Origin of the sequence: Peribacillus sp. FSL K6-5616, assembly GCF_038008245.1 — a bacterium.
Classification (GTDB): domain Bacteria; phylum Bacillota; class Bacilli; order Bacillales; family DSM-1321; genus Peribacillus; species Peribacillus frigoritolerans.
The window spans coordinates 2,752,503-2,773,880 of record NZ_JBBOYT010000001.1; the positions used below are offsets into that span (position 1 = coordinate 2,752,503).

General features: G+C 38.1%; 18 protein-coding genes. 5 read left to right on the forward strand and 13 right to left on the reverse strand.

The annotated features are described in order from the left end of the window. Nucleotides 1-200 precede the first annotated feature (200 nt). Complete coding sequence (locus MHB45_RS13120; protein WP_048687571.1) at nucleotides 201-1,547, reverse strand: APC family permease; 1,347 nt, start codon at nucleotides 1,545-1,547, stop codon at nucleotides 201-203. 409 nt (nucleotides 1,548-1,956) lie between these two features. Here MHB45_RS13120 and speB point away from each other — a divergent pair, with 409 nt between their 5' ends. Next, nucleotides 1,957-2,925 (forward strand): agmatinase, encoded by a 969-nt coding sequence (gene speB / locus MHB45_RS13125; protein ID WP_048687570.1) that lies wholly within the window; start codon nucleotides 1,957-1,959, stop codon nucleotides 2,923-2,925. 223 nt (nucleotides 2,926-3,148) lie between these two features. On the opposite strand, the gene MHB45_RS13130 is transcribed toward speB, so the two are convergent. Then, the gene (locus MHB45_RS13130) at nucleotides 3,149-4,213 is read right to left on the reverse strand and encodes a M14 family zinc carboxypeptidase (RefSeq protein WP_048687569.1); all 1,065 of its coding nucleotides are present in this window, start codon (nucleotides 4,211-4,213) and stop codon (nucleotides 3,149-3,151) included. A gap of 456 nt (nucleotides 4,214-4,669) precedes the next feature. Next, a complete protein-coding gene (locus MHB45_RS13135) occupies nucleotides 4,670-5,863 on the reverse strand; it encodes a M14 family zinc carboxypeptidase (protein ID WP_048680271.1) in 1,194 nt (397 codons plus the stop codon). Nucleotides 5,864-6,207: 344 nt separating this feature from the next. On the opposite strand from MHB45_RS13135, the gene MHB45_RS13140 reads away from it, so the two are divergent. Next, nucleotides 6,208-6,966, forward strand: a complete 759-nt coding sequence (locus MHB45_RS13140) for a GntR family transcriptional regulator (RefSeq protein WP_048680268.1) — start codon at nucleotides 6,208-6,210, stop codon at nucleotides 6,964-6,966. A gap of 36 nt (nucleotides 6,967-7,002) precedes the next feature. On the opposite strand, the gene MHB45_RS13145 is transcribed toward MHB45_RS13140, so the two are convergent. The 10 genes from MHB45_RS13145 to MHB45_RS13190 form a co-directional block, all read right to left on the reverse strand. Beyond that, nucleotides 7,003-7,839, reverse strand: a complete 837-nt coding sequence (locus MHB45_RS13145) for a PfkB family carbohydrate kinase (protein ID WP_048680265.1) — start codon at nucleotides 7,837-7,839, stop codon at nucleotides 7,003-7,005. A gap of 17 nt (nucleotides 7,840-7,856) precedes the next feature. Next, entirely contained in the window at nucleotides 7,857-8,663 is an 807-nt protein-coding gene (locus tag MHB45_RS13150; RefSeq protein WP_226990416.1) for a carbohydrate ABC transporter permease, read from the reverse strand. A gap of 86 nt (nucleotides 8,664-8,749) precedes the next feature. Then, on the reverse strand, nucleotides 8,750-9,628 hold the full coding sequence (locus MHB45_RS13155) for a carbohydrate ABC transporter permease (protein ID WP_048680259.1): 879 nt from the start codon (nucleotides 9,626-9,628) through the stop codon (nucleotides 8,750-8,752). A 41-nt stretch (nucleotides 9,629-9,669) separates the two neighbouring features. Next, nucleotides 9,670-10,956, reverse strand: coding sequence for an ABC transporter substrate-binding protein (locus MHB45_RS13160; RefSeq protein WP_048680256.1), 1,287 nt, complete (start codon nucleotides 10,954-10,956; stop codon nucleotides 9,670-9,672). A gap of 116 nt (nucleotides 10,957-11,072) precedes the next feature. Further along, complete coding sequence (locus MHB45_RS13165; RefSeq protein ID WP_072273962.1) at nucleotides 11,073-12,059, reverse strand: SIS domain-containing protein; 987 nt, start codon at nucleotides 12,057-12,059, stop codon at nucleotides 11,073-11,075. 228 nt (nucleotides 12,060-12,287) lie between these two features. Continuing rightward, on the reverse strand, nucleotides 12,288-13,373 hold the full coding sequence (locus MHB45_RS13170) for a GerAB/ArcD/ProY family transporter (RefSeq protein WP_048680250.1): 1,086 nt from the start codon (nucleotides 13,371-13,373) through the stop codon (nucleotides 12,288-12,290). A gap of 13 nt (nucleotides 13,374-13,386) precedes the next feature. After that, entirely contained in the window at nucleotides 13,387-13,620 is a 234-nt protein-coding gene (locus MHB45_RS13175; protein ID WP_048680243.1) for a hypothetical protein, read from the reverse strand. Nucleotides 13,621-13,626: 6 nt separating this feature from the next. Then, on the reverse strand, nucleotides 13,627-14,814 hold the full coding sequence (locus MHB45_RS13180) for a Ger(x)C family spore germination protein (protein WP_048680240.1): 1,188 nt from the start codon (nucleotides 14,812-14,814) through the stop codon (nucleotides 13,627-13,629). 26 nt (nucleotides 14,815-14,840) lie between these two features. Beyond that, on the reverse strand, nucleotides 14,841-16,520 hold the full coding sequence (locus MHB45_RS13185) for a spore germination protein (protein WP_250697522.1): 1,680 nt from the start codon (nucleotides 16,518-16,520) through the stop codon (nucleotides 14,841-14,843). A gap of 629 nt (nucleotides 16,521-17,149) precedes the next feature. Further along, a complete protein-coding gene (locus tag MHB45_RS13190; RefSeq protein ID WP_048680278.1) occupies nucleotides 17,150-17,503 on the reverse strand; it encodes a GNAT family N-acetyltransferase in 354 nt (117 codons plus the stop codon). Between the two features lie 570 nt (nucleotides 17,504-18,073). Between MHB45_RS13190 and MHB45_RS13195 the strand changes: the two genes are divergently transcribed. The 3 genes from MHB45_RS13195 (at nucleotide 18,074) to MHB45_RS13205 (ending at nucleotide 20,478) form a co-directional block, all read left to right on the forward strand. Next, entirely contained in the window at nucleotides 18,074-19,186 is a 1,113-nt protein-coding gene (locus MHB45_RS13195; RefSeq protein WP_048680237.1) for a GerAB/ArcD/ProY family transporter, read from the forward strand. Nucleotides 19,187-19,306: 120 nt separating this feature from the next. After that, nucleotides 19,307-19,882 (forward strand): membrane-spanning protein, encoded by a 576-nt coding sequence (locus MHB45_RS13200; RefSeq protein ID WP_252295998.1) that lies wholly within the window; start codon nucleotides 19,307-19,309, stop codon nucleotides 19,880-19,882. Between the two features lie 20 nt (nucleotides 19,883-19,902). Next, nucleotides 19,903-20,478, forward strand: coding sequence for a hypothetical protein (locus MHB45_RS13205; protein ID WP_048680232.1), 576 nt, complete (start codon nucleotides 19,903-19,905; stop codon nucleotides 20,476-20,478). Nucleotides 20,479-21,378: the final 900 nt, after the last annotated feature.

A 21,378-nucleotide genomic window follows, 5' to 3' on the forward strand; every position in this document is an offset into this window, starting at 1 on the left:
GGACGTAAAATATTGTCGGTGCAGGCGACTCTTACATGAATATAAAGAAGATATCCAACTGGACAGGCAAGGGCCAGAAATGGTCGCGGTCATCTATTCTTTATCCAAATCAAAAAGGTTTAGGAATGAAACCATTCCTAAACCTTTTGAAGTCTATAAACTGAAGCATCCTTATCGGATGCGTTTTTCCTTGCAAAGTCTTATAGCTGAATTTCTTCAACTTGGTATTGGGGCGGTGCCTTCCTGAATGCCTTTGTGATATATAATAGATAACAAAAACCAATAATGAACCAACTTGTCCCCATTATCAGGGAACTTGCCTCAAGGTTGATCCATAGAATGCCAATTGCTATAGCTCCAATTAAAGGCATAATTAAGTATTTAATACACCCCTTTACCGTTCGGTGCTCCTTTTCCCGAATGATAAAATGGCTGATCACTGAAAGATTTACAAAAGTAAACGCCATTAGTGCACCAAAGTTGATCAGTGACGTTGCTGTCACTAAATCAAAGAATAAAGCCGACATTGAAATGACTCCAACTATGAGTACATTAATCGCTGGTGTCTTCCACTTAGGATGAATGAATCCAAACCATTTTTCCGGAAACACTTTATCACGGCCCATAACATACAAAAGACGGGAAACGCTGGCATGCGATGCTAGTCCCGAGGCTAGCGTATTGACGAAAGTCGTACAAAGAAAAATGGATTGAAATAGCTTCCCGCCTACATAAAGGGCGATTTCCGGTAATGCAGCATCCGGTTCCTTAAAACGGGATATATCCGGAAAAAAGAGCTGAATAAAAAAAGATGCGGTAATGAAGATGATTCCACCCCATAGCGCAGTTAAAAATATCGCTTTTGGAATCGTTTTTTTCGGATCCGGCGTTTCCTCAGATAGGGTCGTTACCGCATCGAATCCCAAAAAGGAAAAACAAAGGATCGTAGCCCCGGTTATTATGGCCGAGAAGTCCATCCCTTCATTTACGAAAGGCATTAATGTAAACACTTCTCCTGTACCTTCCCCATCATTCAAACCTTTGACAACAAGAATGATGAACACTGCCATGATGGCAATCTGAATTAAAACAAAAAGCGCATTAAAGTTAGCAAGTACATTGACGCTCCTGAGATTGAGAATGGTGACGATTGCTACGAATAATACTACCCAAATCCATGTAGGAACTCCTGGAAATAATGCTGTCAGATAAATTTTGGTCAACAATGCATTGACCATAGGTAAAAACAAATAGTCTAACAACGAGGACCATCCTACCAGGAATCCTAAATGCGGGTTTATCGCCTTTTGCGTATAAGTGTAGGCAGAACCTGCAGCAGGAAAAACCTTTACAAGTTTTCCATAGCTGGCAGCTGTAAAAAGCATCCCCACCAATGCAACGATATAAGCAGTCGGCACATGGCCGCCCGTAATCCCAGATACAATGCCGAATGTATCAAATACAACCATGGGGGTCATATATGCTAACCCCATCATAACGATTTGCCATAATTTCAGTGATCTTTTCAATGTAACCTCATTTTCCACCTATCATTCCTCCTTGAAACCGCTTTCAAACTAGTGAGTTCAATTTCTTAACTAGAATAATCCCCATGCCTCCCTCTTTTTTAAAAGTTTTACCTGTATACCTTTATGCAATTTCTGTGCCACATGATTTCGGTTTATTTCGACAAACGAAAAACGCCTTAATTCCTGTATTCTTACCCGCAATTGATTGATTCACAGATATGAAGTCTTCCAGCATCTCTTCATTGACGATTCAATTTCCCATAACTTATTCGCCTTTGCATACACAAAGCCCATGTTATCTTGTAAAAACCCTCATTAAATCGATCACAGTGACTTGGCATGATAATTGCATGATTAATCATCTATAGGAATTCATTTAATGAGTTTCAAAACTACTATAGTTATAAGAAAATGGAGGAATAGAAAAATGAAATATCCTTTATCACCTGATGTTAAACCAGAGTTTTGTACCACCGGATCATTTATGCGCTTACCTTCTTCAAGAGAAAATGCCAAATTGGCAGTGGTAGGTATGCCTTTTGATACAGCTGCTTCATTCAGGGTAGGAGCACGGTTTGCTCCACAGGCAGTCCGCCAAGCATCCATGACGTTGTTTCCTTATCATCCCATTCACAAGGTATTTCCGTTTGACGAATGTAATGCAATTGATATCGGGGATGTTTCGGTGATTCCCCATAATATACATCGAAGCTATGAGTTAATTGAAAAGGCTATGTCAGACTTGATGAAAAACGGCATCATTCCAATAGGCATCGGAGGAGATCATTCAGTAACATTGGCTAATCTAAGAGCAGCCGCAAAAATCCACGGTCCTGTTGCACTTCTTCATTTTGATTCACATACAGATACCTGGGATACTTATTACGAAGAAAAATACTGGCATGGTTCCCCGTTTATCCGTGCATATGAGGAAGGTTTGCTCCAAACGGATAAAGTTTTCCAGATTGGCATCAGAGGTACGCTCAATCATCCAGGAGATTTAGATTCCAGTACAGAACTAGGGTACAATGTGATAACTACGCCCGAGCTGAAGAAGAGAGGAATCGAAGATGTCGTGAAGGAAGTCAAGAAAACCATTGGGGATACACCATGTTTCTTGACATTTGATATTGATTTTGTCGATCCATCCTGCGCCCCTGGAACTGGCACATTGGAGGTCGGCGGTCTAAATAGCTTTGAAACCCTTGAGATGATACGCTCTCTGCAAGGATTCAACTTTATTGGGTTCGACCTGGTGGAAGTCCTCCCGCCGTATGATCCAACACAAATTACATCACTATTGGCAGCCACCATCATTCATGACTTTGCCAGTCTAGTAGCCTTACAACTAAAAGAAGAACAAGAAAAGGAGAATCCAGCCGCAAAAAGTTTATAGGAGTACCACACTAACAATTAATGAAGGGGACATTTCAGGTCCAAACTGTAATCGTTCAAAAAGGCATCTGCTATCAGTGAAAGCAGATGCCTTTTTTTCTATGTAATCTTTACCCTTGTCCTGCTACTTCGACTATAAATCATTCCATAAAACAACTTCGAGCTTCTATCGGTGTGGAAAAAATAAAAAACACATCCCTTTGAAAATGGGATGTGCCATCCTTTTATTCGTCTGATTCTGCCCCAGGCCGATTGTATTGTGTTGGCAGGGTGTCCCAAAAGCTTGCATCGACAGTTTCAATTGAATCATCGGCAAGAGCTCTTACAGCTGCATCCAAAGTGGTTACTGTTTGCTTAATTAGATAGCCATTACTTTTTTGTCCAAGCGCTACAGACTCGACATTGTGGTCCGACATACCTCGCATCTCAAAGAGCAGTGTGGCAATGTCATAACGGACGGCTGCACCATTACGGCCTATATTTTCTCCAGAACCGCCATCATACCTACCAATATGCCCCCAACCAGTTGGTTCAATGGAGTTATATACGACAGCACCCAGTTTTTTTGACGCTTCTAACACTTCAGGCTTTACGTTCGCGTTTGTAGGATAAAGAATCGAACCTGAAACAAGTTCACCATCTGTTTCGCTTAGCGTCCCTTGATGATGTAAATCTATCATGTAATCTATATCGTATTTCGCAAATACTTTTTCGTGTAAAGCCTTTACTTCTACTTGCATGGAATCAGTTTTTTTATCATGCTCACGGTTTAAGTCGATCCCATTTGCATTTGCCCGTGTTAAATGCCGATCACCTTTTGCTAAGTAGTCATCAAGAGGGAAATTAACATCTCCCATGGCTCCATCTGCATTTAACATGGGAATGATCAGTATATTAACATTTTCCAATAAACCTTTAGTCTTATTCGTGCCTAGATGTTTAATGAATTCGAGAGCACCCTCAGTAGTCAGTTGTTCATTTCCATGCTGTTGCGTTAAAAATAGTATAGTTGGATTCTTAGGATTTGACATGTACTTCGCTAGGTAAATGTCCCTTCCTTTTACCGTTTCCCCGATTACTTCCAGTGCCAGCCTTTCTTGTTTAGCATCCTGCGTTTCAAGATAGCTCACCAGGCTTTCATATGTATGAAGATTTGAAGTTGTCACTTGTCCATTTCCAGCACTGGGGCCATTTCCAACCGCTCCGACTGGTAACGCAACAGCTGTTACTGCACTTAACGTCATTAAACTAGTTAATGAAACTGCTAGAACTTTCTTTTTAACATTCAATAAAAACCCTCCTTATTAAATATAATAATCAGAAAAATGACCATTAATAATATTCTGACATTTTTACTACTTTATGTTAATAGTGAAAAATGACTATGTTTCCAAATAGTTTTCTCTTGCACAAGAATAACTTGAAAAGAATTACTTCTACAAAGGCGATATTCAAAAAACATTTTTGTTCCCGATGAAGAAAATCGAGTTTGTCTATTTTTATGGCTTGTACAATTTGGACGTTGATTGGAACGTAGGGCACTCGCTTTCCGCGGGCGGTCGGGGAGCCTTCTCGGCTTTCACCTGCGGGACTCCCCTAGACGCGCTTTTCTAAGCAGGAGTCTCGAACACCCGCTCCAATCAACTTTGTCTTACCTTTTAGATAGAACACTTTTGCCTAGAGTTCCGTCTGGTTACTTCAATATAGGCTGGAAGTTGATAGAGCTATCATTTCCTCAATTTTTATTATTGCCTGCCCTCCGTCAGTGGAATTGACTCGTATTGTTCCGGATTGATTTTATATACAGAGCCATCAGTAACTCCATCAATTATTCCATATAACCCTCTTTCAACTGCTTTAATAAGCATGCCTTTTTTCTTTTGGCCAAAAGACTGTGTTTGACCTCTAACTTCAAAGAGTACTGTCCCACTTCCGTTTAAAGCAAAGGCTCCTAAAGCCGTTCCAGGAAGGTTTTGGTTTTGCGGATATAAGGATATATTCCCATATGGAGAATTACCTTGTTCTTTCATGGCATTATATACCGCCACATTCAATTGTCTGGAAAAATCATAATTATAGTTTTTTGCATATTTGGCATAATCTTGTCCTGAAGGCGAGCTTGGATCAGGAACAAATTGAGCGGAAATCGAGTAGGAGACTAAATCATCCGTTCCATCAACTTCATAATAGGGAGCTTGGTGATGCAAGTCCACAAAAATCTCCACCTTTCCGTATTGCTTCAGTAGAGACTTGTAAACATCACGTGTTGTTTGTGATTCAGGTGTTATGAACCAACCAGGGGTGGATGATTTTCCAGGGAAGTCTTTAGCTTGGGGAATATAATTTAAATCAGGATTAAAGTCACGATTGACATCGAAACCAGGTTTGGACTCATAATCGAATGATTCATTTTTGTATGTATAATAGTTCCAAGATGGATTCGCTCCTGCTAACTGCGGAAACTGGTCGACGACCTCTGCCCAGGTCATATCATTTCCCCGACGGTTCAATTCAGCGGCATCGGGATTCATTTTAGGCAAAGCGACAAGGGTAATTTCTTTACGGATTTTTTCCGCTTCAGGTGAGTTGGTCCCCAAAAACTTCAAGATATTCAAGATGGCATCCGTACCAGTTTTCTCATTTCCATGGATCTCACTTTGAATGAAAACGACTTTGTCGCCAGTTCCCACGGTTGCTTTATAGATTTCTCTATGTCTATTGGAATAACCAGCTACATCCACTTTTACTTTACCTTGGCTATCACTCGCAATTTGTTCTAGCTTTTTCCCTAGTTCAGCATGATCTGTAAAACCTGAAACCGAATAAGTTTGTTGAATGGGTGTTCCCGGGGATGTTTCATTAGCTGCAAATGCTGGTGCCGCAATACTCGCCGATAAAACGGCAACTCCCAGAGTTGAAATAACTTTCCTGTTTTTCATATGACAACAATCACTCCCTTAAAATAATTTTCTATCTCATTATACAAAATGGAGAAGTAGAAATATGTTGGAATTTGATGTCGTATTATGGCTATTTTATGATGCTGCCACCAGCTTTAGCTAAAAGTTGGGAGCTGCACTAATATATACTCTTTTTATGTTAGCTGTGCAAAAATGCATATTTTCCCACAACAACGATTCCGACATTGTTATCTCGGATCGTTGATTGCCGATATCTTTAACCATATATATATATTGGCTATGCATTTAGTCGAATTGATGATTTGTACTATAACATCACATTACGTTATAATAAAAGAAAAAAATAAGAGAAAGGGGAAAATATGAAACTCAACACTCATAGTTCTACTCCATTATACATGCAATTGAAACAATCGATTATCGAAGATATAAACAAAGGGATATACTCTCCTGGCGAAAGATTACCAACCGAAACAGAATTATGTGACATATATGGGGTAAGTCGGATTACTGTTAGAAAAGCGGTTTTGGACTTGGTGGAAGAGGGTCTTCTAATACGCCAACAAGGAAAGGGAACATTTGTCCAATATCCTAAGGTAAAAAGGGAACTATTTGCTGTTAACGGTCATGCTGAATATATGTCAGAATTAGGGAAGATACCTCAAACTAAAATCCTTTCATTTGGAATCATACCCGCACCGGCTAATATTTCTAAATCCTTGGAGATTACTCCTGAAAGTGATGTTCTTGAATTACAACGGATCTTATACTATGATAATCAACCTCTCACCTTGGAAATTTCTCATTATTCCTTAAAGGTTCTGCCTAATTTAAATGAACATGTCCATAACTCCGTTTCCATGTATGACACCATAAAGCATAAATATAATATAACTCCTGTTCATAACACGAAACTTTTAAATATGGTATTGGCAAATGCAGATGAAGCAAAATTTTTAGAGTGCGAAGTGGGAGATCCCCTTTTCAAAGTGGAGAAAGTGGCATATGACGCAAAGAAGCAGCCCATCCATTCCTCCTTCTTATATTATCCTGCCAATCGCGTGACCTTTACGATTGATAGTTCCATGTCGCAAGAAAAAGGTAACGAATCCCCCTCCTAATCCGGGATCTCGTTACCTTTTTCCATCTATAAATCGTTAAACCAGCATATGGTCAGGAATATATTCTTTACCATACCCAAAAGCTCCATAATCCTGACAGGTTTGGGAGGCAGCTAAAGCTCCTTTTTGTAAAGCTATATTTACATCTTGCCCTTGGACATACGATGAGAGAAAACCAGCAATAAATGAATCTCCCGCCCCCAATGTATCTACAACTTTGGTTTGGATAATAGCTTGTTCATATAATTGATTTTCAATTGATAAGAGTGCTCCCTTTTCCCCCCGAGTAACACATACCACTTTTGAGCCGAACGAATGCACCTTTTGAATCAGTGCATGGCACTCTGCAGCGTTTAAATTACTTCCTGAAAAAAATGCATATGTCACATACGGACAAACTTTTTGTAAATAGGGTTCCTCTTGATTTGTCGAAAAATCAAAAGAAAGGTCCATGAGTTGGCTTAATGATGGGAGGTTATGCTCTATATGGCTATAAACACTTGTATGAAGCAGGTCGTGTTCCCGAATATAATCCAAATCCTCGTCATTCAGTACAATCCCCAATCTGGATTGAATTCCCCCTCTATTGGAACCAATGAAAATTCGGTCCCCGTCCTTATCCAACGCGACGACTGCCATACCATTCTCTCCTACTGCTTGTCTTACTCTACTAATCTCCATCTTTTCCTTTTGCAATACCTCCAACACATGGTCTGCCGCCCCATCATTTCCTACAATGCCAATATATGAAGATTGCTCATCATTTAAACGATTGCACATTACTGCCACATTTAATGAATTGCCGCCGGGATATATCTTTCCTTGGTCTTTATAAAAATCTACTACGTTATCCCCAATTCCAATTAGCTTCATGCCTGTTCCCCCTGTTATCATTTTACACTTCCACTAGCAATTCCACGGATAAAATACTTCTGCATGAATAAAAATAAAATGACGATAGGTGCCGCTGAAATCGTTAATCCAGAAAGCAACACTCCCCAATCGGTTTGCAATGCATCTCGGAATTGCATTAAACCGGCAGGTATCGTACGTAAACTATCATCGTCTATAAAGATGATGGCGAACATGAATTCATTCCATGTATAGTAAGCTGTTAAAATTACCGTCGTTAATAAAATAGGTTTACTCATGGGAATGAAAATCCTAAAAAGGATTCCAAGGTTTGTGCACCCATCCAGCCGGGCAGCCTCTTCCAGTTCTTTCGGAATGGACAGGAAGTAAGCACGAATCAACAAGATGGTTAGCGGAATTCTGTAAGCTACATAAGGTAAGATTAACGCCCAATGGGTGTTATATATCCCAAGCTTCTGAATGATATTATACAAAGGGATCAGGCTTACTTGGGGAGATAGCATCAAACCGCCTAAGCATATGACCAAAATGAAAGCCTTTCCACGAAAATCGAAGCGAGATAATCCGTATGCACCTAATGCACTTACTAAAACCGTTAGCATACAAGTCATGCCAGTAACCATGACACTATTTAAAAAGTAGGAAGAAATCCCACTATTCCAAGCTGTAACATAATTTTCAAACAACCATGTATGAGGAAGTGACCAACTATGGTTAAAAATTTCCTCTGTGCTTTTGAAAGAACTGATGACCATCCATAATAAGGGATATGCAACAACAAGGAAGTAGGCGATCAAACCTGCATAAACAAGGGCTATTCTCATATTATAGGTTTTTCTTTTCCTTGCATACTCTAGATTTTCCACAACTAATTCCGGTACTCCGATCGTTGATTTAGGCATCTCCATTATTAGTCCTCCTTTCCCGTTTTAAATATTTTCATTTGAACAAGAGAAATAAGTAAGGTAATAATTAAGATAACCGTTGCTATGGCAGAAGCATATCCCATCATATCTTTTGAAAAAGCCGTTTTATATAAATAGGTACTCAGGACTTCCGAAGAAGTTCCCGGTCCCCCTCCAGTTAAGATATATGGCTCATTAAACACTGTAAAGGCACCTGTCAATGTTAATATTACGGCGACGAATGTCATTTCCTTCGTTGCTGGAACCGTAATGTGAAAAAACGTTTTTATTTTATTCGCTCCATCCATTTCAGCTGCTTCATATAGTTCAGGTGAAATTTTTTGAATGGATACGATATATAGCATGGCTATATAACCTATTGATTGCCACTGTGAGACAGCAATGACTGCATAGATTGCCGTTTCACTATCACCCAACCAGGGCAGTGCTAAATTATTCAATCCAATCATTTTGAGAAACTGATTTAACAATCCTACTTCCGGGTTGTAAAAAAATGAAAACAGTAAGGCGATGACTGTCATTGAAACGACGACTGGTAAAAAATAGACTGTTCGAAATATAGGTGAAAATTTACGGATTAATTTATCTTCTAAAACAGCTGCAACAATTAACCCTCCAAAAACCTGGAAAACAATCGAAATGACAGCATAAAGAATATTATTTTTTAAAGCTTCATAAAATACGGGATCTTTAAATAAAATAAAGTAGTTATCCATCCCAACAAATGCTTTATCTGGTGAGAATGTACTCCAATTATACATACTATCGCCAATATTCTGGAAAATGGGAATATAAACAAGCAATAAAAAAACTAAGGCTGGAAGAAGATATAGATAAGGTACAAATTTATCGGGTTTTATCATTAAAATATCACTCCCTTAATAAAACGGAAAAATGATTTTCCTTATTTCCCCGCTTCAAATCTAACGGTATCAGCAGCTTTTTGAACATCTCGCATAATCTGCTTAGGTGTTTTATCTCCATTTAACATCATTTGTGTTCCTGTTAAATAGGCATCTGCAATACGCGCATCAATGCTCATATCAAACCATGGGGCCATTTCTTTTGTGTTTAATATGCTTTGGACCGCTTCCAGCTGTTCTGGGGAAGAATTATTTTCATTCACCGTACCTTTAACTGCACTATACTTGCCCACATCAGTGACTAGTTTTTCTCCCATATGTTTAGAGGTTAGAAACTTTAAAAATTCCATCGCTTCTTTGGGATGCTTTGTCTTGGAAGAAACCATAAAGCCTTCAGGCGATCCCGTTAGATTTGTTTGATTACCCTTTCCGCCTTCTACCTCAGGAAAGTTAAACATTCCAAGTTCAAACTTAGTGGGTCCAAATAACTTGATCTCTGCCGTTTCTGCATAAAACATAGGTGCTTTACCATTTGAAAATTGCTGTCTTGCATATTCATGATCTATTGAATTAGTATTCTCATTAAAATAAGGTAACAACTCCTGGAATTTCTCAAGCGCTTTTATGTAGTCGTCACCCTTGAATTTTCCAGTTTTTCGATTATAATCCATTGCCAGCACTTCCGGACTAACCAGACGTTGATTCAATGTGCCCACATAATGGGAAATTGTCCAAGTATCTTGACTGCCGAATTGAAGAGCTGTGTAGTTATTCTTTTTTAACACTTTTAATACATCGATAAATTCATTCCAGGTTTTAGGTGGGTGTATGTTCAATTTTTCGAAGACATCCTTGTTATAGAAAAACATTTTCCCATCCATTGTTACGGGGACACCATACACCTTATTATTAAATGTATATGGTTTGACTTGGGATGGAACGAGTTGAGAAGACCATGTCGGATCGTTTTTATAATAAGAAGTTAAATCCAAAGCTTTATTGCCTCGCACAAACTGACTGGCAAATTCATCACTCCAAGAGAAATAAACATCAGGTGGATTATTTGTACCTGTCATTACTTTAATTTTGTCTTTATACGAATCGTTTAGGACTGCTTCGGTTTTAATATGGATATCGGGGTTTTGTTTTTCAAATTCTTTTACAACTTCATTAAAGTAGGTTTTTTCCGGTTCCTTTGGCCACCTATGAAAAAATGTTAAGGTTGTTTTTCCGTCATTTGATTCTGAAGATGTTCTTTCACCAGAACATCCCCCAAGCATTAAAGATAAACTTAAAAATGATGCGAATAAAAGTTTTGTTTTTCTCATGAATACCCTCCTTTTAATAAATGCTTTTATTATCAGGAAATTACACTATAATGTTATAAAACATTATAGTATAATTCGCAAATAAAATATACAGAATATTAAGTTTTCTATAGCTATCAGTATTCTACTTTCCACATATAACGCCTTTTGCTTAAGGGATGATTACGCGCTTCCGCTAATTCTTCTGCATATTGACGTAATATACGATTTAAGATAAGCGGTGCAATATATCCTTTTACTTCTTCATCAATACCATCAAGATCATACTGTTTTGCATCTAACACCGTTAGCTTTTTGCCGAAACGCTGAGAAAAAGATAATGCTCTTTCTTCCAATGGTCTTGTTTCATCCAATCCCAAAAGAATGATAAACGGTACATTTTCGTCAATAATTTCGAATGGTCCATGGAAGTACTCACCAGCATGAATGGCATGTGAGTGTATCCATTGCATTTCCATTAAGATACAAATGCTGAAAGAATAGGCTGTCCCATAGTTTGAACCACTTGCCATTGTATAGATAACAGGTTCTTTTGCATGAGATTGTGCGAATACCCTTGCATTGGAAGCTTCTTGCTCCAGGGCTTTTTCATACACTGGCTGTAAGTTCTCCAAACTTGATACCAGTTTTCCAAACTTTTCATTGTTTTCCGCCATATGAAGTACACCAAAAACTAATTGATATAAAACACTGAGGTTTGTATCGAAGGCGTTTACACCGTTCCCCCATTCATATTTAATATAAAGGTCCGCATTTTGGGCCAATGGTGATGCTGGTTCGTTCGTTAATGCCACTGTAAACGCACCTTTACTTTTTGCAAACTTAGCCGCTTCGGCTGTTTCAGGAGTTGTTCCGGACATAGAGCATAAAATGACTAAAGATTCCTTCCCTAGTTGTTGCGGATTGCGATGTATAAACTCATTTGAACTATACAGATCGGAGGTTATATTTTGAGATTCACGATCCAGTATATACTTAGCTGAATACATAATGGCAGAAGATCCCCCGCATGCTACCAAATAAATATTGTTAATTTTCCTACCCATTAATTGATCCAATACTGTTTTTACATTACTTTTTACATTCATAACCGATTTACTCATTTCCCCACTCCTTTAATATTTGATATACAACATTATGTAATGTTATATATTGTTATATTAAATCATCAAGTTTCTTTAGTCAATGAATTTGTCAGAATATTTTTTTAACTTCTTTTACATGAATTTGCTTCATGCCGGATCTTTTCCCATCAAAATTTATTTGTTTACAGATGTAAGTAATGTCCACATGAACATGAACAGCAAAAGTGCTGGAAACCCTTCTTATTCTTACTTTTTTCTGATTTTCCCAACCATTAATAATAACAATGGCAGAATAAAACATATCGTTAAGGATAATGGTGTCCAAGCTGTAGCCATAAAGTTTTGATAATGCACGATATCGGGATGCGAAAAGATGGTAAAAGTGAGAATTAGAAATGCTAATGGGAATAGAAGAATTTTGTAATTTTTTATTCCTAGCAATTGAGCTATTCCTAAAGCGAGTCCATAAAAGCATATGGTCAACTTAAAATACTCTGTAAAAACCCATATGAAGGCCACAATGACCTCTACCCTTTCAAAAAAATTACCAATGCTTATCCTCATTCCCAGTTTATAAGAAGGGTAGGTTAACCTTGCTGTATTATCAGCCCCCAATACAAGGATACAGAAAATGACCACTAAGAATAGAACGCCGCCACCTAATATAGTCCCTAAATAAAAGTTTTTCTTCATTTCAGCCTTTTCATGTACATATGGAGTGATCATTAAAAAGAAAACAAGCTGAACATAAGGCAGGGCTAAAGAGTGATATGACCCCCTCATTATCGGTTTCATGCCTCCTTCAAATACAGGTTGCAAATTTTCGAAATTGATGTCCGGGATAAGAAATACGAATAATATGAAAAGCAGCAGTACAAGCCAAGGAAAAAAGATTAATGCCGTTCTACAGATGACTTCCAATCCTAGCCTTGCACCAAATAAGCTTGTTACTATAAACAAAATCATAATCATTTCCATAGGTGTCTCAACCAGAACCTGTGTTGAAAAAAAATTCCCAATCTCACTAAGTAGCGCTGAAGAAAGGTAATATAAATATAATAGGAATAGCAGTGCCGAGATCTTCCCGATCCATATCCCAAATATTTTTTCATTAACTTCTATATAATTCATGGATGGGTAAAGTAAGGCGAGCCGGGTAAATAAGAGAACGAAACATAACCCGATGAGAGTAGCTATAATATAGGCAATCCAGCCATCCTGTTTCGCTAATGAAACAAGTACGGAAGGTAAAGTAAGTATCGCTCCTCCAATGGTGAATATGATGACCATTATAAGAAATTCACCAGAGCTGATTTTTCCTTTTTCAAGCATATTCGATACCTCCCTAGGATAAAATGCGATCCATGAAATGAGCGAGTGGACTATATATTTTCGTTATCCAGTCGATAGGGGTCGGAATGGTAATATCCTTGATTATTAAAATACTTAATGTCATGCCAACTAAAAGCAATAAAATGAAAATGACAATTTCCTTCCAGCATTTCTTTTTAATTAGGGGGGGTATTTCAAAAAATGAAATAATAGCTCCAGTACAAAGTGTTCCAATAATTGCCCACATTGGTCTTTACTCCTCAATTTCTTTTTGAAAGGATTCTGATATCGTCCCCAAATTGCGAATCTTTGCTTCAACGGATACATTCACGTCCAAATTTGCGAATTCCTCTTCCCAATTTTCCTGTAAACGTTTCCATGCTTTAGGATCGGTTCTATGAATTTCTTCACCAAAACCGAAGATGTCACTTTGATATTTCTCTTGTAGCGTCTTTATAGATCCTTCTATTTTAGCTTTAACATCTTTTTCGTATCTTTTATTCAATTCTTCGATTTTTTCGGGTTTAGTTAAATCGATTGTGCATTCTACCTCACCTATACTCCCTTCTGAGGTAACATTTATATCAATTTTTGGATTTCCATTTTCCACTTTCCCTTTGATTTTCGTTTTTGAACTAGTTGTGTTGACCGTAATTTGATCACCTTCACATGGTATATTTACCGCAGTGGACTTAACATGATCTGTAATGTAACTAACACCTTTACTGTCGTTCCTGTTTAACCAGCCTACAAGTTTATCCTTCTTGAATACTCCAAGATAATCCAATCGCAAACCGGATTTCGGGGAGATATTTTGTGCATTCGTAACATTGCTTCCTGATTCGGGATCACCATAAACTAGAATCCCCGTTAGCATGGCCTGTCTGCCTTTGCTGACGATACTGCTGACCAGCTCATCCAAAGTGACCGTCCTTGTCGGCGCCCATCTTCTCTCTGAATTTTCCAACGCATCAAAAACTTTATTTGCCGGTATTTTTTCAAGGGCCGTTTGGACATTAAGCGTATCATAAGCAGTTGCTCCCTTCGCAACGGTCATATAGAAATCGGAACGCAACTCCTTTTGCCGGGAAAGGACATCCAGAGGCTTTGCAATTCCTGCCCTGGCCATTTCCTCACCAAAGACAATTTCACGAAGGTGTGCGACATATAACCTTCTTGGTATATCAGTTGATAGGCTTCTTATTGCTTCAGCAATGGTTGCACCGCTTTTCCTGAAGGTTACAACTTCCGTGCGACCGGACCTGGCATCACCTGCCAGCTCGCTCGAATTCAGAACTTGGACGGATACAAGATATCCATCTTCCGTTTTATCAATTCCCATGGCAGTAACGATGGCAAGTTCATTCAACTCAATGCTGCTCCAACAGCCGGATAAACAAATCATAGGTAACGTTAAAAATACCTTTAGCATTTTTTTCATCGTAAAACCCTCATCATCTCATCATTTTATCTAGGTGGTTTCGGAGAACTGACATCTCCTCTGTCGGTATCATTTTTACTGGTCAATCGAGGCCGCTTTAATAATGACCAATGTGGCATACGAATGATGTTGTCTTTTTGATCTTGTAAAATGAATGGTGCATTTGGAGCTAAATATGGTAAACCAAAAGATCGTAAGCTATTTAAATGCAGGACCATCACGATCAGCCCCAAAATGATCCCGTATAATCCAAATGTAGCGGCAAGGATCATAAACAAGAATCGAAGCATCCGAAAAGCGCTGGCCATACTATTGGCTGGAAACACAAAGCTGCAGATGGCTGTCAAGGACACGATGATAACCATTGTTGCTGAAACGAACCCTGCTTCGACAGCAGCCTGTCCAATAACTAATGCACCAACGATGGAAATGGATGAACCGATTGCCCTTGGCATCCTCACACCTGCCTCACGCAAAATTTCAAACACTACCTCCATCAGCATCGCCTCCACAAAAGCAGGAAAAGGAACTCCTTCTCGTTGTGAAGCTAGACTTATGAGTAATGGAGTAGGAAGCATTTCTTGATGAAAAGTCGAAACAGCTACATAAAGTGACGGTGTTAACAAAGCTAGGAAAAAGGATAAATACCGTAATACTCGAATTAATGTGGCAATGTCTGCCCGTTGATAATAGTCTTCACTGGACTGGAAAAAATGCACCATCAGGGCTGGAATGATAAGGACAAACGGCGTTCCGTCAACCATTATTGCAATCCTTCCTTCTAAAATGGCAGCGGCTACAGCATCAGGACGTTCCGTATTATAAACCGTTGGAAATGGAGTGTATACTTCATCCTGAATAAGCTCTTCAATGTATCCACTCTCAAGAATCGCATCTATATTGATTCGATTTAACCGGCTTTGCAATTCTGAAACCGTTTTATCATTGGCAACACCTTTTAAATACATAATCGCAACGTCTGTTTGCGTTTTTTCTCCAATCTGCTTTGTTTCAAGCCATAAGTTAGGATCTTTTATTCTCCGTCTAATTAAAGCTGTATTTGTTCGCAGTGTTTCAGTAAACCCATCCTTTGGCCCTCTTACTACTGTTTGGGAGGAAGGTTCTTGAACTCCGCGATCGACCCAACCTCTTGAGCCGAGTGCCAATCCTTTTGGGGAGCCGTTCATCAATAACATCGTGTCTCCCGATAAAACATGGTTAAAAAGCTTTTGAAAATCAGTTATTTCCACTATTCCCCCTACAGGAAGAGTATGTGATTTTATTATTTCAAAACAATCAGGGACCGCTACTTCCAAGTCAGAGTTTCGAATTTCAACCATCAAAGTGTCGAGGATTAAATCCTGGATGGAAGCAGAATCCGTTAATCCATCTGTGTAAATGATGCCTAGTTTAATTTCCCCATTTTTACCTGCTTGGAAATCCCTTATAACGATGTCTGAACTATTTCCTAACGTTTTCTTAATATGGTCTATATTATATTGAAGATCAGCGGATATAAGTTTTGTTTGATGATTCTTTGAGTCCTTACTTCTGTTTTTGGATTGAACTGGATTTTGGTCCTGATTTTTAGTTTTGCTGGAGTTTGGATTTCCGCTTTGATTTAGGTCTTCTTGTTGTTGTTTATTTTTCACCGATTGTTTATCTTCAATTAACTTCCTCAATGGGATAGGAACTCGAGATTTCAATGCTAACCCCCTCATAACCAAAAGCTTGTTAAAATTATGTTTTCACCTTGGCTGCAATTATATCCATGTAAGTAAAATAAATTGCCATGCAAAAAACATGATATACATGATAATCTTTTATCAAAATTCTACTTTTTTCCTTAAATCCACGATTGTTATCAACCACTGCCTGCCATCTTTTCAAACTCGGAAACAATTTGCCTTTTGGAGTCGATTCAGCAGGTTGCACAATCTAAATCAAATTCATTGGAAATTATGTATAAAAGGATCCTATGAGTAAATGCATAGATTGCCAATATTCGCATAATCCATTATTGGACTAAATTGAAAGAAAAAAGGATGGTTTAAAGCAAAAAAACTCTGCAGACCTCCACAGAGTTTTTAAAAGCTTTCAACTAATTTTTGATTAGGGAGCAAAGAACTTTTTTTCCTTTAACTTGTTTTCATTCCAAGTTTATTAATACCTGGTTTTTCCAAACTCAACTTCATAATTGTTTTGTCCCCATTTTCCCAACATTCTTGAAGTCGTAACATTTCATTTCCGGTATATATGTACGAAAAAAGCGACAACCAATAGGTACCCTCCCCATCCTAGAAATTGTACATTTATGGGTGACAAGGCGCCGATTTCAAGCTTCCAATGTAATATATTCAGCTCCTTGTTCTTTTGCCCAATTATGTATATAACTGAGCAGATTATATCCAAGGCCACTAGGACGATGATTTACATCAGTAACCAAATCTTGCACATAAACATAACGTTCATTATATGAATCTTCACGCCAGCTAATACCTGCTAATGCTACGATGCTTGTATCATGATATAAAGCAAATAACTGTTTTCCCTCCTTACGCATTTCATTTAATAAATCTAGATATTCCTTTAATGTCAAATCAGTACGTAACTGACTCAATATAGGATAAGCCTGTAAAAATTGATGTTCTACAGTTAACTCCACTATATTTTCCACTGGTATTTTCATGCTAATATTCTCCTAACATTTTTAAGTTTAGCTGCTCCGTCTTCCCCTTTATGAATCCGGATTAATTTTCTGACATTTAAGTCTATCAAATATGCTCGATAACCTAGAACTTAAGTGTTTTTCAATAATTGAGTGTCCAACAGTTTCCCATCCTCTTCCTTTCTCCAAATATTAGATATACCAATAAATCATATGCAAGTATTGTGCCATACCAAAGGGTATGTACAAGTTCAGTACAATTAATATCGTCCTGGAAAGTAGAGAAGGGCCTTATCAAATACTATGAGGAATTACTGAGAAATTAGGCCACAGTTAAAACAATATACGGTTCCTAAACCATTAAAGTTCGGGACTAAGGAATTAAATTACTTACTCTTGGACAGGGACAGTAATTCGATGATTGTATAGTAAATCTACATCAGTAAAAAGGCAGGAAAATCGCGACCGATTAATGTAACGGGATTGGATTGTTGAAGATAGGCAATTGATGTCCTTGTGAATAACTTGAACAAGAATAGCCAAAAATAAGGAGTATTAAGAAGGAAGGAACAAACAAATAGGTGAATATTAATGCCTGGTAGTTTCAAAATTTCATCACATCAATTGATGATTTTAATCCTTTTGTATTCGGTAGGAACGGTTATTTTACATACTCCTTCTCCTTTAGCTGGTTTTGCAAAGCAGGATGCGTGGCTTGCTGCATTATTTGGAACAGGAATCGCATTAATTTTTGTATGGTTTTACATCAAGGTTGGAAATTTATATCCTGATCTCGCTTTAGATCAAATAAATGAAAAGGTTTTCGGTACGTTAGTCGGAAAGATGATCAATCTCACATTTTTCTTCTGGTCTTTTTCAACTGCTGCCGAGACCACTTATTATGTGGGGAATTTCATTAAAACTTTTTGGATGCCGGATACTCCTCTTGTAGCTTTAAATATATTGTTAGCTGCAGTAGTGATCTTTACAGTCCGCCTTGGTTTTGAAACTTTTACACGCACGTTGGAAATATTCTTCATACCCGTATTACTATTACTGACTATTTTTTTGGTTTCCATCATTCCTCAAGGAAACATTCAAAACATTCAGCCAGTATTTGAAGGAGGCGCTAAACCATTAATACGGGCGATACTTTTTTATGTCAGCGTGTTCACGCTGTCTCCTGTTATGTTTTTAATGATTTTCCCTTCAAAAGTCAGTGAAAGAAAAAAAGGGGGAAAAGCTTTTTATATTGGCACTTTGATCGGAGGAATCATATTAATTCTGGTTATCATGATGGATATCTTGGTTCTTGGACCCGATAACACCGCAAGAAATATCGCTCCAAGCTATACGATGGCCAAAAAAATAAATGTAGGGAATTTCCTAATGCGGATCGAGGCAGTAATTGCCACTATTTGGATTTTTACAACCTATACGAGGACGGTTATGTATTTTTATGTTTCGGTTGTCGTATTTTCAAACATTTTCAATATAAAAGATTATCGGCCATTTACTACAGCTTTAGGGATGATAATGGTTTTTTATTCATTGATTGTATTTCCGACGGTCTCTTCATCCGGGGAATACAATAAAAATATATGGTTATTCCATGCAGCGGCTTTTGGTCTGGTCATGCCTTTATTATTGTTTATAACGGCCAAATTTAGAAACATCATTAAAAAGCCCCCTGGAAGACAATAATGATCATACAAATGTAAGATGGAGAATTTAAAAAAGAACAACATAAAAATACCCTAAAAATACAATTTTGCCGTTCAATCTGGCTCGATTGGATGATCGTAATGAATATTTACGAATGAGGTGAGTATATTGAAACATAAAATAATCATTATTTTTAGTTTGGTATTTATAGCATTCATGACTGGTTTACTCATCTTTTACCTCAAAAAAGATGATTCTTCCCGATGGATGGTAGCTCTTGGGGGAATATTGGTAAGTGCCTTGCCCATTTCATTACTGTTTGTAAAAAATAATCCCTTTAACATTCCTATCATAATCGGCTATTATGTTTTTGTTTTCTGTACGACATTTTTAGGATCCATCGCAAATTTTTATGTTGATTTTAAATGGTGGGACTCTGGACTTCACTTCTACAAAGGCATCTTCGTGGGTTTTATGGGGATTGCCCTTTATAAACTATACATCCCTCAAAAAGCGAGAAAAGATGTTTCAAGGTGGGTCATTTTCCTTTTTGTTCTCTCACTTTCAGTCACTGCCACCGTTCTTTGGGAAATATATGAGTTCGCAGGAGATCTCACTTTTACTCATACCATGCAGCGAGGCGGTAACAAAGATACCATGTACGATATAATTTTCGGACTAACCGGCGGCCTGCTCATTTCCATTTATTCTAGTGTACAAAAATTAAAATTATGATGATTTGTTGAGGTAATCATATGAATCGTAAGCTAGTTATTTCATTAAGTTTAGTGTATGTACTTTTCATGGGAGCTTTATCCATTTATTACTATACAGCCGATGAAACTTTCAAATCACTGGTTTCGATAGGCGGTGTGGTATGTGGGGCAATTCCCCTTTCACTGGCCCTATTTACCAAGCTTCAATTCAATTTGCCAATTGTCATTTCCTATTTGATCTTCTTATTCGGTTCACAATTTTTAGGATCTATTTTAGGTTGGTATGGATTGGGTTGGTGGGACACATTTTTGCATTTGTTAAGCGGTTCCCTTCTTGCTTTTACGGGAATTGCTTTATATGAACGATTGGTATACAGAAATGCAGGCAAAGAGATATCCCCTTGGTTCGTCTTTTTGTTTACCCTTTCTTTCTCGGCACTTGGTGGTGTCATATGGGAGATCTACGAATTTAGTTCTGATCAATTATTCGGAATGACACTACAAGGCGGGGGAAATAAAGATACAATGATCGATTTAATCGCGGATACGATTGGAGGACTTATCATTGCAGTGTGGGCTGGAGTGCGGACAAAGATTAAGTTAAAAAAAATATAAAACAACATTCCAGTTGATCTCAGAAACCCGCTCCCTTTCCGCCGACTGTCTGCCAAGCCTCCTCGACGCAAACGTCTCCGGGGTCTCGGCTAGCCAGTTATTCGGCAGGAGTGTCGCAAATTTCTTCAATCTAATGAGGTTTCTTTCTATTTAAATGAATAAAAAGTCATGGTGTATAACCAAGTTTATTTTGAAATGATGGTATCCATTCCCTCAGAAAAATCGTGAAAGGGATTCGAATAAGACCATTCACCCCTATGCTGTAAACTAACTGAGACCAACATATTCCATTAGCGGTCTAAAGTCTTTTTTAAAAAAACATTCCAGTTGATTTCAGAAACCCGCTCCCTTTCCGCCGACTGTCTGTCAAGACTCTTCGACGCAAATGTCTCCGGGGTCTCGGCTAGCCAGTTATTCGGCAGGAGTGTCGAAAATTTCTTCAATCTAATGAAGTTTCTTTCTATTTAATTGAATAAAAAGTCATGGAGTATAACCAAGTTTGTTTTGAAATGATGGTATCCATTCCCTCAGAAAAATCGTGAAAGGGATTCGGATAAGACCATTTACCCCTATGTTGTGAACTAACTAAGACCAACATATTCCATTATCGGTATAAGGTCTTTTTTATTAAAACAACATTCCAGTTGATCTCAGAAACCCGCTCCCTTTCCGCCGACTGTCTGCCAGGGGGTTAGGGATGACCATATCCCTTTTATAGACAAAAGGAGTTCCATCCAAAAACATTGTTGATTGGAGCGGGTGTGCGGGACTCCTGCGGAAAGCGAGTGCCCTACGTTCCAATCAACGTCCAAATTTGTACAAGCAAAAAAAAATGTAGACAAACTCGATTTTTCATCAAGTTTGTCTACATACTGAAACGACCATCTTACCGATGGTCAT